We start from the raw sequence: 13272 nt of genomic DNA, 5'->3' as shown, positions 1-13272 counted from the left end.
GCGCCCTGTGGGCACCGGACGGTGCCCACAGGGCGGGGTCCCCCTGCCCCGACCGCTGCCGCCCACGAGGACATCCCCGTGAACGTATTGCTCGACCATCTGTCTCTGTTCCGCGAGGGGTTCATAGGCACGATCCTGCTGACCCTGTCCAGCGGGCTTCTCGCGATGGTGCTGGGTGTCGTGATCGCCGGTTTCCGGGTCTCGCCCGTACCGCCGCTGCGGTTCTTCGGCACCGCCTGGGTCACGCTGTTCCGGAACACCCCGCTGACGCTACTGTTCCTCGTCGCGTGGTTCGTCGTTCCGGTGATCTTCGCCCCCGGCCTCAACCCCTGGACCAAGGCGCTGCTGGCGCTCGGCTTCTACACCTCGGCCTTCGTCTGTGAGGCCGTGCGGTCGGGCATCAACACCGTGCCGCTCGGCCAGGCCGAGGCCGCCCGCAGCGTCGGCATGACCTTCTTCCAGACGCTGCGTCTGATCGTGCTGCCGCAGGCCACACGCACCGTCGTGCCGCCGCTGAGCAGCATCTTCATCGCCCTGACCAAGAACTCGGCCATCGCGGGCGCGTTCAGTGTCACCGAGTTGTTCGGCGTGCAGAAGCGCCTGAGCGACCTCGGCTTCGACATCGCCTGGATCTTCCTCTGGGTCGCACTCGCCTACCTGGTCATCACCTTCTCCATCAGCGGTCTCTTCCGGCTGCTCGAGCGGCGCCTGGAGGTCGCACGATGAGCGCGAGCGTCCTGTACGACGCACCGGGCCCCCGCGCCCGGCTCCGCAACCGCATCTACACCGTCGTCGGCTCCCTGCTCGTCCTGGGGCTGATCGTCTTCTCGGTCTACCGGCTCCACCAGAAGGGCCAGTTGGAGCCCGAGGTCTGGAACATTTTCAACAACGCGGGTGTGCGCACCAACATCCGCGACGGTGTCCTCACCACGCTGCAGGTCTTCGCCGCCGCAGGCTTGCTGTCGCTCGTGCTGGGCGTCGTGCTCGCGGTCGCCCGCCTCTCCGACCACAAGGCCGTGAGCTGGCTGGCCACCGGATTCATCGAGCTGTTCCGGGCGGTGCCGCTGCTGATCACGATCTACGCCCTGTGGGTCGTCTTCCTCTCCTACAAGGCCGACCTCGGCTTCATCGGCGAGAACACGGCGTTCTGGGCCCTGGTCATCGGACTCACCGTGTACAACGGCTGCGTCCAGGCGGAGGTGCTGCGCGCCGGTATCAACGCCGTGCCGCGCGGACAGGTGGAGGCGGCCTACGCGTTGGGCCTCCGCAAGTCCCAGGTGATGACCATGCTGCTGCTGCCGCAGGCCGTCCGCTCGATGCTGCCGACGATCATCAGCCAGCTCGTGGTCACGCTGAAGGACACCTCGCTCGGCTACATCATCACGTACGCGGAGCTGCTGTACGCGGCCCGGACGATGGCCAACAACATCATCGTGAACGGTGAGAACCCGATCACCCCGGTCGTCATCGTCGTCGGTGCGATCTACGTCGCGATGTGTCTGGCCCTCTCCTCGCTCGCCACCTGGATCGAGAAGCGCGGGCGCCGTGCGAAGACCGGCATTTCCGTGGCAGCGGCCGCCGAACCGGCCGAGGCGCCGGGTGTGCTGGACACGGACCGCCCCGGTCCGTCCGCGGAGGAACCGCCGGCCACCAAGGTCTGACGGTTCGTCCGGAACCCCGTCCCACGAGGCGTCTGACGTCCCATCGGCATCTGCAGTGGCGCTCATCGCGCCGCTGCAGATGTCTCTTGGTGCACGCATCCGCGAGGGGCTGCATACTTTTTCCTGTGATCGCGCACCGGGCTTCTCTTGGCACCCTCTGTACGTCCCGTACGGCTCTGGGAGTCGCGCCGTGGACCCGGTGATCGTCGTCGGCGCCGGGCCCGTCGGGCTGTCCACCGCTCTGGCTCTCACGCGCCACGGTGTGCCCGTCGTCGTCCTCGACGAGGGCCCCGGTCACGACGAGCCGCGCACCGCGCGCACCATCCTCCTCCGCCGGGACACCGCCGCCTTTCTGCGGCGGCTGGGCTGCGCGCCCGCGCCCGAGGAGGGCTGCGGCTGGAGTGCCTGGCGGACGGTGCGGCGCAGGCAGGTGAGCCGCCGGATCGAGTTCGGCGAGCCGGGCCCGGCGACGGCCATCCCCGCCAGGGGCGCGGCAGCGGAAGCGGAGGAGCCCCCGGAGTCCCCGCTGCACGTACCGCAGCACATCCTGACCCGCCGTCTGCGGGCCGCGCTCTCCCGCGAGCGGCTTGCACGGATCGCCATCCACAGCAAGCTCGACGCCCTCGAACAGGACGACCACGGCGTCACCGCGCACACCCGGCCCACCGGCGGCTCCCCCGGCGGGCCGGAGGCCCCGGGCGCGGGCACATGGTGGCGCGGCAGCCATCTCATCGGCTGCGACGGCCAGCGCTCCACCGTCCGCAAGCTGCTGGAGATCCGCTTCCCGGGACGTACGGCCGTCGAGCGGCACGCCGTGGCGGCGCTGCGGGCCGAACTGCCCTGGCCCGGTGAGGCCGTGCTCCACCGCTCGCCGTCCCTCGGCGGGGAGGTGACGGCCCGTCCGCTGCCGGGGGGCCTGTGGCGGCTGGACTGGCTGCTGCCACCGCGCGGTGAACTGGTCACGCCCGAAGCCCTGGTCGCGCGGATCCGGGACACGCTCGGCCTGTGGTGCGACGGCACCCCGCCGTACGACCTGCTGGACGCCGGCGTCCACACCGTGCACCACCGCCTTGCCAAACGCTGGCGTGTGGGCCGCGCCTTCCTGGCCGGTGGTGCCGCCCATCTGCTCGGCGCACTGGGCACGCAGGACCTCGACGAGGGACTGCGCGACGCCGCCAACCTCGCCTGGAAGCTCGCCCTGGTCTGGCACCGCCACGCCTCCGACGCGCTTCTGGACAGCTACCAGGCAGAGCGCCGCGCGGCGGTCGGGTCCCGGCTGCGCGCGGCGGACCAGGCGCTGCCGCTGGTGCGCGGCGGCGGAAGCTGGCCGGCCGTACGGCGGTCACTGGTGCCGGGCGGTGCGCGGGGACACGATGTGCTCCTGACGGACGGTCACATCGGGCTCGGACCGCTGGGCGCCCCGCCGGTGTACGCACGCTCACCCCTCGCACCCGAGCCCCCGGAAGGCACGGTGCGCGTGGCGACCGCGCCCGGCGCCCCCGTCGCCGATGTCACGGTCACGGCACCCGACGGCTCGTCCGCCCGGCTGCGCGACCGGCTCGGCCGCGATCTGCTCGTCCTGCTCGTGGCTCCCGGGACGGCCGTGTGGGAACGCCGCCACTGGGTGAGCGCGGGCCTGATGCCGCGGCTCGCGGCGGCCATCGCCGCGCTGCCCGTCAGGGCCGAACTGCTCGTCACCGAGGGCTACCCGGGAGCGGCCGCGCACACCGTGCTCCTCGTTCGGCCCGACGGGCACCTGGTCGCCGCGATGTCCGGCGTCCGGCCGGCCGAGCTGTACGCGTGCGCGGACGCGGCGCGCGGGGGCACTGCCGTACCGCCGCAGGCCACGGACCGCAGTGCGGCCTCGGCAACACCAGGGCGGGCGGTGTCGGCTTCAGCGCCCGGGGCGACGGAAACGACGTCCACGCCGGGACCGACGCAGAGAACTTCCACGCCGGAACCGGCACAGAAGACGTCCACGGTGCAGAAGACGTCCACGCCCGGTCCGGTGCAGAAGACGTCCACGCCCGGTCCGGCTCAGAGGGCTTCCGCGCCCGGGCCCGCGGGGACGGCTTCGGCCCACTGGTGACACGGGAGGGCCGAAAGGCCCTGAGGGCCGGGCGCTGTGGTTCGTCCCACGTGCGCGCTGAGTTGACCGGGTCATTTGGTGCGTGGTTCACTCCGGAACGTGATTGACACCCGGCCCGGCTTCTGGCGGAGGGTCCATGTGGACCTCCTCCGCTACGCGGGCTGCGTGTGTCGTCCGTCCTGTTGATCCGCACTGTCCCTGCGCGGCCACCGATCCCGCGCCCCCTCGCGATCACTTACGGACGGACCTGTGTCTCCCCTCTCCACCGCCGCCCCCGGCGACGTCTCCGCATCCGCGCCCTCGCCCGTGGCTGCGGTCGCGCCCTCGCCCGTGGCCCCGGCAGCATCCGGATCCACCCCAGCCGCGACCGTCCCCCTGGCTCCCGCTACCGGCCCTGCCGCTGCCGATACCGGCCCCACAGCGGGCGACCTGCTCGACTTCGCCCGCCGCGCCGCCGCCGACCGGGGCCTGATCGCCTCGCTCCCCCTCGACCGCGATGGCCGCACCTGGATGCGGCTCGAGGGCCCCGGAGGCAGCGAGGCCTGGCTCATCGCCTGGCCCCCGGGAACCGGCACCGGCTGGCACGATCACGGCGGCTCGCGCGGAGCCTTCGCGATCGCCGCCGGCGAACTCACCGAGCAGTCCCTCGCCGCCCAGCTCCCCACGGAGGGCTGGCGCACGCTCGAACTGGCCGAGGACGTCGACCGCGAGCGGCGGATGCCCGCCGGCGACGGCCGCGCGTTCGGCCCGAACCATGTGCACCAAGTGCTCAACCTCGCCCCCGGCGAACACGCCGTCTCCGTGCACGCGTACTACCCGCCGCTGCCCCTGATGCGGCGTTACAGCCGTACGGGGGCACTGCTTCGCCTGGAGGCCGTCGAGGAAGCGGAGGCGTGGGAATGAGCGAGGCGCCCGGAGGCCCTGCGCCGAAAAGCATCGACGCCCTGCTGGAGGAGAACCGCGCAGCGCTGGACCGGCTCAGCCCCGAACAGGCCGCGCAGGCCCTCGCTTCCGGTGGTGCGCTGCTGGTCGATATCCGCTACGCGGCGCTGCGCGAGCGCGACGGCACCATCCCGGGTGCGCTGATCGTGGAGCGCAACGAGCTCGAGTGGCGGCTGGACCCCCAGTGCAGCCACCGCACCGCGGAGGCGACGAGCCACGACCTGTGGGTGATCGTGGTCTGCAACGAGGGTTATGCATCGAGTCTCGCGGCCATCTCGCTGCGGCAGTTGGGGCTCGGCCGCGCCACGGACCTGGACGGCGGCTTCCAGGCATGGCGGGCAGCGGGGCTCCCCATCACTCCGCCAGCGTCCGCGTAGCCCGCGTCTGTCGGTGCATCGGACGGACGGCGTTCCACGACCGCGGACCTCGGCCTCGTCTCCCGAACTTCGGCGTCCTCCGCCCGGACGTCGCGTCGCCCGCCCCCGACCTCGGCGGCCCCCACCCGAACCTCGCGTCGCCCGCCGGGGCTGCGCCGCCGACCGACAGGGCGACGCTCGACCGGAACCCGAGGGGGACGGCGGGCGGTATGGCGGCGCGCGGAAGGCGTCAGCCGTCCGGCAGGTGGTACTCCAGCAGCTCCGGGTCCTCGCCCTCTTCCTCCAGCGCGCTGCGCACTACGCGCAGGGCGAGCCCCTCCGCGTAGCCCTTACGGGCAAGCATTCCGGCGAGGCGGCGGATGCGCTTCTCCCGGTCGAGACCGCGGGTGGCGCGGAGCTTGCGCTCGACCAGCTCCCGGGCGGTTTGCTCCTCCTGCTCGGGATCGAGCTGCCCGACGGCCTCGTCGATCAGCGCCGAGTCGACGCCCTTGGTGCGCAGTTCACGCGCCAGTGCTCTTGGGGCCAGCCCCCGGCTGTGGTGCCGGGATTCGACCCATGCATCGGCGAACGCCGCGTCATCGATCAGTCCCACACCCTCGAACCGGGAGAGCACCTCCTCGGCGGCGGCGTCAGGGATGCCGCGCTTGCGCAACGTGTCCGCGAGCTGCTTGCGGGGCCGGGGAGTCCCCGTGAGCAGGCGCAGGCAGATCGCCCGCGCCTGCTCCTCGGGGCTGCGCGGCGCCCCCTCTTCGGCCCTCGACGAAGAAGAGGCACCGCTACCCGTGCAAACGTCCCCGCCATCACTGCCGGTGCCGCTGGAGGCGACGTCCCCCCAGTCGGTGCGACGCGTCACGGATCAGCTCTTGGCCGCGGCGGCCTTGGTCGCCTTCGTGGCCTTGGTCACGGGGGCGGCCGCTGCCGCCGGCTCGGCCGGTGCACCCGCGGCAGCCGCCGCATCCGCGCCGGGCTCACCCGCCGGGGCGTCCGGCTTCACTCCGATACCCAGCTTCTCCTTGATCTTCTTCTCGATCTCGTTGGCGAGGTCGGGGTTGTCCTTCAGGAAGTTGCGGGCGTTCTCCTTGCCCTGGCCGAGCTGATCGCCCTCGTACGTGTACCAGGCGCCGGACTTGCGGATGAAGCCGTGCTCGACGCCCATGTCGATGAGCCCGCCCTCACGGCTGATGCCCTGTCCATAGAGGATGTCGAACTCGGCCTGCTTGAAGGGCGGCGCGACCTTGTTCTTGACGACCTTGACCCGGGTGCGGTTGCCGACCGCGTCGGTGCCGTCCTTCAGGGTCTCGATACGGCGGATGTCCAGACGCACCGAAGCGTAGAACTTCAGGGCCCGGCCACCGGTCGTCGTCTCCGGCGAGCCGAACATCACGCCGACCTTCTCGCGGAGCTGGTTGATGAAGATCGCGGTGGTCTTCGATTGGTTCAGCGCTCCCGTGATCTTGCGGAGGGCCTGGCTCATGAGCCGGGCCTGGAGGCCGACGTGGGAGTCGCCCATCTCGCCCTCGATCTCCGCGCGCGGCACCAAGGCCGCCACCGAGTCGACGACGATGAGGTCGAGGGCGCCGGAGCGGATCAGCATGTCCGTGATCTCCAGCGCCTGCTCGCCGTTGTCCGGCTGGGACAGGATCAGCGAGTCGATGTCCACACCGAGCTTCTTCGCGTACTCGGGGTCGAGGGCGTGCTCGGCGTCCACGAACGCGACCGTGCCGCCCGCGCGCTGGGCGTTTGCCACCGCGTGCAGCGTCAGAGTCGTCTTGCCGGAGGACTCCGGACCGTAGACCTCGACGACGCGGCCGCGCGGCAGGCCGCCGACGCCCAGCGCGACGTCGAGAGCGGTCGACCCGGTGGGGATGACCTCGATGGGCTCGTTCGGCCGCTCCCCCAGGCGCATGACGGCGCCCTTGCCGAATTGCCGTTCAATCTGCGCGAGTGCGGCGTCGAGCGCCTTCTCGCGGTCGGTTCCTGCCATGGGTCCCACCCGGTTTGCTTGAGTCGATCGCTTCACGTCAACGACGCTAGCGCCTGGCACTGACAATGCGCTCGGGCGTCGTCCGGCCTGTGGAAAACCGGGCCGGACCACCATGAGAATGGATGTTCGATTTTGGTGTCAACCGCGCCACGCCCGGCGGAGTTTCGCCAGCGCCGGGGCGATCGTGCGCCGCCGCGGGCGCCCCTGCACTCGCGGGTCGTCGGTGACCTCGTACCGCCTGACGTACACGCTCAGGAACGCCTGCAGCGTCGCAGTCGCCGGGATGGCGATCAGCGCGCCGACCGCGCCCAGCAGCGCTGTGCCCGCGATCACCGAGCCGAAGGCCACGGCCGGGTGGATGTCCACGGTCCGGGCGGTGATGCGCGGCTGCAGCAGATAGTTCTCGAACTGCTGGTAGACCACCACGAAGCACAGCACCCACAGCGCGTACCAGGGGTTCACCGTGAAGGCCAGCAGCATCGGCAGCGCACCCGCGAGATACGTGCCGATGGTCGGGATGAACTGCGAGACCACACCCACCCAGCACGCCAGCGCCGGCGCGTACGGGACGCCGAGGAACTCCAGCAGCACGTAGTGCGCGACACCGGAGATCAGGGCCATCAGCCCGCGCGAGTAGAGGTAGCCGCCGGTCTTGGCGACCGCGATCTCCCAGGCGCGCAGCACCTCCGTCTGCCGGGCGGGCGGCAGCACGGAGCACAGCGCGCGGCGCAGCCGCGGCCCGTCGGCGGCGAAGTAGAAGGAGAAGAGCAGCACGGTCAGGACCCGGAACAGCCCGCCGAGCACGGTCGTGGAGATGTCCAGCACGCCCGTGGCGCTGTTCTGCACGTACCTCTTCAGCCAGTCCGAGCGGAGCAGGCTGTCCTGGATCTCGACGCGGGACAGATTCGTCCGGAATGACTCGTTGATCCACCGGATCACCGAGTCCAGATACTGCGGGAAGTGCTCCACCATGGTCACGATCTGCCCGGCCAGCATCGAGCCGAGCAGGACGAAGAACCCCGCGAAGAAGCCGATCACCGCGAGGAAGACCAGCATCGTGGCCAGCCCTCGCCGTACGCCGCGCGCTGCCATGCGGTCCACGGCAGGTTCCACGGCGAGCGCCAGGAAGAACGCTATGAGGATGTTGACCAGGAGCCCGATGAGCTGGTGAAAAGCCCAGTTCGCCAGCTGGAAGCAGGCGAAGAGGGCGAGGGCCAGCACGATGGCGCGGGGCAGCCAGCGCGGCATCCGCTCGCGGGGAGCCGCCGCCCCGCCGGGTCTCCCCGCCTCGGAAGCACCACCCTGAGCGCCGTCGCGGGCACCGCCCCGAGCGCCTTCGCGGGCCGCTTCTTCCGTCGCATCCATCGGGCCAGTGTGACCCACCTCTGTCACCTTTGGTCCGCAGGAACGTCCATGGCGGCGCACACACCGCGCCAGACGTCCTTCGCGTTCCACCCGGCGGCCAGTGCCTCGTGCACGGTCCGGCCCCCGAGCTCCGACATCACATGATCGCGCGCGAAGGAGTCGGCGTACGCCTCGCCGAAGTAATCCGCCATCCGCTGCCAGAAGACCGTCAACCGCATGCGCCCAGTATCCCGCTCAGGGATTGCAGCCTCGCGCTCCCGGGGAACCCGGCGCGCTTTCCCCATACGGTCGGGGACATGGCCCGATCCGGAACCCCTCTCGCCCGCGCCGAGCACTTCGTCTGGCTCACCGCACGCGTGCTCGAGCAGCGCACCTTCGCGTACCACTTCCTCTCCGGCACCCCAGGCGCGTCCGGGGAGGCGGACCTTTCCCCGGCGGCCGACGCCGTGGAGACGGCGCTTGACGCCTACCGCAACGGCGACGGCGGCTACGGCCACGCGCTGGAGCCCGATCTGCGCGGTCCGGTCAGCCAGCCCCTGCACACCGCGCACGCGCTCCGCGTGCTGGACTCCATCGGCCGCTGCGGCGGACAGCGGGTGGAGCGGATCTGCCGCTATCTGACGACGATCTCTACCGAGGACGGCGCGCTGCCCGCGATCGACCCGTCCCTCCGGGGCTACCCGGCCGCCCCCTGGATCCCGGTCGTGGACCACCCGCAGAGCGACCTGCTGGCGACTGGCCCCGTCGTGGGCCTGCTGCACCGCAACGAGGTGTGGCACGCCTGGCTCTTCCGGGCCACGGACTTCTGCTGGGCGGCCGTCGAGTCGCTGGAGAAGTCCCACCCGTACGAGATCATGGCCGCGGTCGCCTTCCTGGACGGCGTCCCGGACCGGAACCGCGCCGAAGCCGCGGCGGAGCGGCTCGGGCGGCTGGTGCGCGAACAGGACCTGGTGGTCGTGGATCCCGAGGGGGCCGATGACCACCCGGTGCCCGAAGGGTACGGCCCGGGCGAGCACCACTACGCCCACGACTTCGCGCGCACGCCCGGCTCGCTCGCCCGCCGTTGGTTCAGTGACGCGGAGATGGAGCGGTCGCTGGACTTCCTGGCGGCAGGTCAGGAGGAGGACGGCGGCTGGCCCATCCGCTGGCGCTCCTGGGCGCCCGGCACGGCTCTGGAGTGCCGTCCCATGGTCACTGTCGACGCGCTGCTGGCGCTCCGCGCCCACGGCCGGCCGCTCGAGGACCGGCCCGCGTAGCCGGATCCCCGCCCCCGGGGCGTACGGACGCTATGCGGCTAACCGCCCAGTGCCCGTACGCCCGCGGTGATCAGCACCGCGACGGCGACGACCACCAGGAAGGGGGCGCGCAGCACCAGCGCGACCGCGGCCCCCGCGAGCCCTGCCGCGCGGGCGTCGAGCACCAGCGTGCGATCGTCGGCGCCGACTGTCTGGATGGCGATCAGCGCGGCGAGCAGGGCGACGGGGATCAGCGCGGCGAGCTGCTTGATGCGGGGGCGCTCCAGTGCACCGGCGGGCACCGAGAGACCCAGCAGCTTGACCGCGTAGCAGCCGACGACGGTGGCGCCGATCGCGATCCAGACACTCATCGGTCCGCCTCCCCGTCCGTGCCCGCGCGCCGTGTGCGGAGCCCGTGGAGGGCGAGGACCACGGGCGCGGCGAGGGCCGACAGCAGCACCGGCACACCTGCGGGCAGCAGCGGGTGCCCCACCAGGGCGAACACCACGGCGAGCCCCGCCACCGCGCGTTCCAGCGTGGTGCGCAGCATGGGCGCGAGCAGCGCGAGGAACACCGCCGGCCCCGCGGCGTCCAGCCCCCAGGCATCCGGGTCCCCAAGGGCGGAGGCCCCAACCGCCCCGAGCAGGGTGGTGAGGTTCCACAGCACGTAGATGCTCAGCCCGGTGACGGTGAAGCCGATCCGGGCGCTGCGCCGGTCCGGCTGGGCCAGGGTCACCACCGTGGTCTCGTCGATGACCCAGTGGGCGGCCAGGGGGCGGAGGGCGCGCGGGATCCGCAGGAGCTGGGACAGCCGCAGCCCGTAGAAGGTGTTGCGCACGCCCAGGAAGAAGGCGCCGGCGGCCGCGGTGAGCGGGTTGCCGCCCGCGGCGAGTGCGCCGACCAGCGCGAACTGGGACGCACCGGTGAAAACCAGCAGGCTGAGCGCGCAGGTCTGCAGGAGGGTCAATCCCGCGCCCGCGGATGTCACGCCGAAGGCGAAGCCGGAGAGACCGACGGCGACGCCGACGCCCAGGGCGTCGCGCACCACCGCGGCATCGGAGCGCGCCCGGGGGCGGGCGGCTTTCGGGTCCCGGGGGTTCCGGAGGACCGCCTCCCTGTCCCGAGGGCTGTCCTGGGGAATCGCCTTCTCGTCCCGGAGGCCCGTGTCCCGGTCCCGAGGAGCCGTCTCCCGGTCACCGGGGCGTATCGGAGTTCGTTCTCGTGCCACGCACCGCACGCTACGAGCCGGGGCGGTCCCCGGTCTTGTACGTTCTTGCGGCCGCAACGCTCCGCTCCGTCGCAGCACCGCGGAACCGGGTCCGCTCGAGCCGGTACGCCCCGGGCGGCACGCCCACGATCCGGCTGAAGTGCCGGTTCAGATGCGGCTGGTCGGTGAAGCCGACCGTGACGGCCGCCTCGGCTGGGGCCGTGCCGGAGTCGAGCAGATGTCGGGCCCGGCGCACCCGGGCGTCGGTGAGCCAGTTGTGCGGCGGCATCCCGTACAGGTCGCGGAAGGCCCGCAGCAGCGCGAACGGGCTCGTGCCGAGTTCGGCCGCGAGCTTCTCCAGAGAGGGCGGATCGGCCATCCGCTGCTCCAGGATCGTCCGGGCACGCTCGGCGGTGCGCGCACCCGCGGTGCGCGCACCGCGCACCGGAAGGGTGCCGCCGTTGACCCGCAGCAGCCGGGCGACAGCGACCTTGAGCAGAGTGTCCGCCGCGAGCGCGTTGCCCTCCTCGGCGGCCCGGTGCACCTCGGTCACCAGGTGGCAGACGTACGGGTCGTCGACGACGGCGGAGGCGAAGCCGGCGGTACCACGGATCGTCGTGGTCTCGGCGGCGATCGCGGCGACCGTCTCCGGCTCCGGGTAGAGCACCGAGTAGGTCCAGCCCTCCGGGACGCCGGCCTGGCCGGTGTGCGTAGTGCCGGGGTTCACCAGCGCCAGCCCGCCGGCCCCGGCCCGCTCCAAGGTCCCGCCGCATCTGAAGGTCTCCACTCCTTGGGTGATCGCGGCGATGACGAAGGGGTCGTGGGTGTGCCGGACGAAGGTCTTGTGCACGTACTGGGCCTTCAGCAGGTCGACGCCGGGCAGTTCCGGGTACCGCCAGTGCCGTGCCTTCTCCTGCCGCGCCATACCGCCATTGTGCAGCGGAGCGGAAGGACGCCGGCCTGCCGCCCGGTCCACGCCGACCTGCGGACCGGGCTCGTTGTCAGTGGCCGGGTGCAGGATGGGGAGCATGTCGGACGATGCGGTGTCGGCCCTCGGCGCGTTCTCCCCCGCGACCCGGGCTTGGTTCACGGGGGCCTTCAGCGCGCCCACGGCCGCCCAGGCAGGAGCGTGGCGGGCCATCGACGCGGGCTCGGACGTGCTGGTCGTCGCCCCGACCGGCTCCGGCAAGACGCTGGCCGCCTTCCTCTCCGCGCTCGACGGGCTTGCGAGCGCGCCGCCGCCCGCGGAGACGAAGAAGCGCTGCCGGGTGCTGTACGTCTCGCCGCTCAAGGCCCTCGCGGTGGACGTCGAGCGCAATCTGCGCAGCCCGCTCACCGGCATCCGGCACGAGTCAGTACGGCTCGGGCTGCCGGAGCCTGAGGTGCGTGTCGGCATCCGCTCCGGTGACACACCGGCGGCCGAGCGCCGTGCCCTGGCGAACCGTCCTCCGGACATCCTGATCACCACCCCCGAGTCCCTCTTCCTGATGCTCACCTCCGCCACCCGCGATGCGCTGGCCGGGATCGAGACGGTGATCGTCGACGAGGTGCACGCCGTCGCGGGCACCAAGCGGGGTGCCCATCTTGCGCTGTCGCTGGAGCGGCTGGACGAGCTGCTGGAGCGTCCGGCCCGGCGCATCGGGCTGTCGGCGACCGTGCGTCCGGTGGACGAGGTGGCGCGCTATCTCTCGCCGCAGCGCACGGCCAAGGTCGTCCAGCCCCCGTCCGGCAAGGAGTTCGACCTGTCGGTGGTCGTGCCCGTGGAGGACATGGGCGAGCTGGGCGCCTCCCCCGCCACCGAACCGGAGAGCGGGTCGGGGGCCGGCAAGCCGTCCATCTGGCCCCATGTCGAGGAGCGGATCGCCGACCTCGTCCAGGCCCACCGGTCCACGATCGTCTTCGCCAACTCCCGTCGTCTCGCCGAGCGTCTGTGCAACCGGCTCAACGAGATCGCCTACGAGCGGGAGACCGGCGAGCCGGCCCCCGAGCACCACTCCCCCGCCGAGCTGATGGGCGGTTCGGGTGCAGCCAAGGGAAGCCCGGCGGTCATGGCGCGCGCCCACCACGGTTCGGTGTCCAAGGAGCAGCGGGCGCTGGTCGAGGAGGACCTCAAGGCGGGGCGCCTGCCTGCCGTGGTCGCCACTTCCAGCCTGGAGCTTGGCATCGACATGGGCGCCGTCGACCTCGTCGTCCAGGTCGAGTCGCCGCCCTCCGTCGCCTCAGGGCTGCAGCGTGTCGGCCGCGCGGGCCATCAGGTGGGGGCGGTCTCCACGGGCGTCGTCTTCCCCAAGTACCGCGGCGATCTGGTGCAGGCGGCCGTCGTCACCGAGCGGATGCGCAGCGGTGCCATCGAGGCCCTGCGCGTCCCGGCCAACCCGCTGGACGTACTGGCCCAGCAGATCGTGGCCATGA

Annotated in this window: 15 protein-coding genes; 8 read left to right on the top strand and 7 right to left on the bottom strand. The window is 72.0% G+C overall.

Annotation, left to right across the window (positions count from 1 at the left end; genetic code table 11):
• Positions 1-78: 78 nt before the first annotated feature.
• From AB0M26_RS21100 to AB0M26_RS21075, 6 genes are all read left to right on the top strand, one after another.
• Positions 79-726: an amino acid ABC transporter permease gene (locus AB0M26_RS21100; protein WP_365263340.1), complete on the top strand. Its 648-nt coding sequence runs from the start codon at positions 79-81 to the stop codon at positions 724-726.
• Positions 723-1661, top strand: coding sequence for an amino acid ABC transporter permease (locus AB0M26_RS21095; RefSeq protein ID WP_365263339.1), 939 nt, complete (start codon positions 723-725; stop codon positions 1659-1661). The genes AB0M26_RS21100 and AB0M26_RS21095 overlap by 4 nt, the downstream gene beginning before the upstream one ends.
• Before the next feature lie 190 nt (positions 1662-1851).
• Entirely contained in the window at positions 1852-3750 is a 1899-nt protein-coding gene (locus AB0M26_RS21090; protein WP_365263338.1) for an FAD-dependent monooxygenase, read from the top strand.
• A gap of 78 nt (positions 3751-3828) precedes the next feature.
• Positions 3829-3936 carry a putative leader peptide gene (locus AB0M26_RS21085; RefSeq protein WP_365263337.1) on the top strand — a complete coding sequence of 36 codons (108 nt, stop codon included), beginning with the start codon at positions 3829-3831 and terminating at the stop codon, positions 3934-3936.
• A gap of 189 nt (positions 3937-4125) precedes the next feature.
• A complete protein-coding gene (locus AB0M26_RS21080; RefSeq protein WP_365263396.1) occupies positions 4126-4653 on the top strand; it encodes a cysteine dioxygenase in 528 nt (175 codons plus the stop codon).
• The gene (locus AB0M26_RS21075) at positions 4650-5069 is read left to right on the top strand and encodes a rhodanese-like domain-containing protein (RefSeq protein ID WP_365263336.1); all 420 of its coding nucleotides are present in this window, start codon (positions 4650-4652) and stop codon (positions 5067-5069) included. Before AB0M26_RS21080 ends, AB0M26_RS21075 begins: the two co-directional genes overlap by 4 nt.
• A gap of 229 nt (positions 5070-5298) precedes the next feature.
• Here AB0M26_RS21075 and recX read toward each other — a convergent pair whose 3' ends face one another.
• The 4 genes from recX to AB0M26_RS21055 form a co-directional block, all read right to left on the bottom strand.
• Positions 5299-5922: a recombination regulator RecX gene (gene recX / locus AB0M26_RS21070; protein WP_365263335.1), complete on the bottom strand. Its 624-nt coding sequence runs from the start codon at positions 5920-5922 to the stop codon at positions 5299-5301.
• 3 nt (positions 5923-5925) lie between these two features.
• Positions 5926-7053, bottom strand: a complete 1128-nt coding sequence (recA, locus tag AB0M26_RS21065; RefSeq protein ID WP_365263334.1) for a recombinase RecA — start codon at positions 7051-7053, stop codon at positions 5926-5928.
• 138 nt (positions 7054-7191) lie between these two features.
• The gene (locus AB0M26_RS21060; RefSeq protein WP_365263395.1) at positions 7192-8301 is read right to left on the bottom strand and encodes an AI-2E family transporter; all 1110 of its coding nucleotides are present in this window, start codon (positions 8299-8301) and stop codon (positions 7192-7194) included.
• Between the two features lie 140 nt (positions 8302-8441).
• A complete protein-coding gene (locus tag AB0M26_RS21055) occupies positions 8442-8636 on the bottom strand; it encodes a DUF3046 domain-containing protein (RefSeq protein ID WP_365263333.1) in 195 nt (64 codons plus the stop codon).
• Positions 8637-8714: 78 nt separating this feature from the next.
• Here AB0M26_RS21055 and AB0M26_RS21050 point away from each other — a divergent pair, with 78 nt between their 5' ends.
• Positions 8715-9674, top strand: a complete 960-nt coding sequence (locus tag AB0M26_RS21050) for a hypothetical protein (protein ID WP_365263332.1) — start codon at positions 8715-8717, stop codon at positions 9672-9674.
• 38 nt (positions 9675-9712) lie between these two features.
• Here AB0M26_RS21050 and AB0M26_RS21045 read toward each other — a convergent pair whose 3' ends face one another.
• From AB0M26_RS21045 to AB0M26_RS21035, 3 genes are read right to left on the bottom strand one after another with little or no spacing between them, the layout of a single operon-like run.
• The gene (locus AB0M26_RS21045; protein WP_365263331.1) at positions 9713-10024 is read right to left on the bottom strand and encodes an AzlD domain-containing protein; all 312 of its coding nucleotides are present in this window, start codon (positions 10022-10024) and stop codon (positions 9713-9715) included.
• Complete coding sequence (locus tag AB0M26_RS21040; protein WP_365263330.1) at positions 10021-10881, bottom strand: AzlC family ABC transporter permease; 861 nt, start codon at positions 10879-10881, stop codon at positions 10021-10023. The genes AB0M26_RS21045 and AB0M26_RS21040 overlap by 4 nt, the downstream gene beginning before the upstream one ends.
• 10 nt (positions 10882-10891) lie before the next feature.
• Positions 10892-11785, bottom strand: coding sequence for an AraC family transcriptional regulator (locus tag AB0M26_RS21035; protein WP_365263329.1), 894 nt, complete (start codon positions 11783-11785; stop codon positions 10892-10894).
• A gap of 103 nt (positions 11786-11888) precedes the next feature.
• Here AB0M26_RS21035 and AB0M26_RS21030 point away from each other — a divergent pair.
• On the top strand, positions 11889-13272 hold a 1384-nt coding region (locus AB0M26_RS21030), incomplete at its 3' end, for a DEAD/DEAH box helicase (protein WP_365263328.1).

The sequence above is a fragment of the Streptomyces sp. NPDC051776 genome, assembly GCF_040681345.1.
Lineage (GTDB): Bacteria > Actinomycetota > Actinomycetes > Streptomycetales > Streptomycetaceae > Streptomyces.
This window is presented reverse-complemented; position numbering and strand designations above follow the sequence as displayed.

Coding starts and splice junctions, on each gene's coding strand:
- AB0M26_RS21095 (WP_365263339.1), top strand. CDS start 723: ATGAGCGCGAGCGTCCTGTACGACGCACCGGGCCCCCGCGCCCGGCTC.
- AB0M26_RS21075 (WP_365263336.1), top strand. CDS start 4,650: ATGAGCGAGGCGCCCGGAGGCCCTGCGCCGAAAAGCATCGACGCCCTG.
- recA (WP_365263334.1), bottom strand. CDS start 7,053: ATGGCAGGAACCGACCGCGAGAAGGCGCTCGACGCCGCACTCGCGCAG.
- AB0M26_RS21060 (WP_365263395.1), bottom strand. CDS start 8,301: ATGCCGCGCTGGCTGCCCCGCGCCATCGTGCTGGCCCTCGCCCTCTTC.
- AB0M26_RS21055 (WP_365263333.1), bottom strand. CDS start 8,636: ATGCGGTTGACGGTCTTCTGGCAGCGGATGGCGGATTACTTCGGCGAG.
- AB0M26_RS21050 (WP_365263332.1), top strand. CDS start 8,715: ATGGCCCGATCCGGAACCCCTCTCGCCCGCGCCGAGCACTTCGTCTGG.
- AB0M26_RS21045 (WP_365263331.1), bottom strand. CDS start 10,024: ATGAGTGTCTGGATCGCGATCGGCGCCACCGTCGTCGGCTGCTACGCG.
- AB0M26_RS21035 (WP_365263329.1), bottom strand. CDS start 11,785: ATGGCGCGGCAGGAGAAGGCACGGCACTGGCGGTACCCGGAACTGCCC.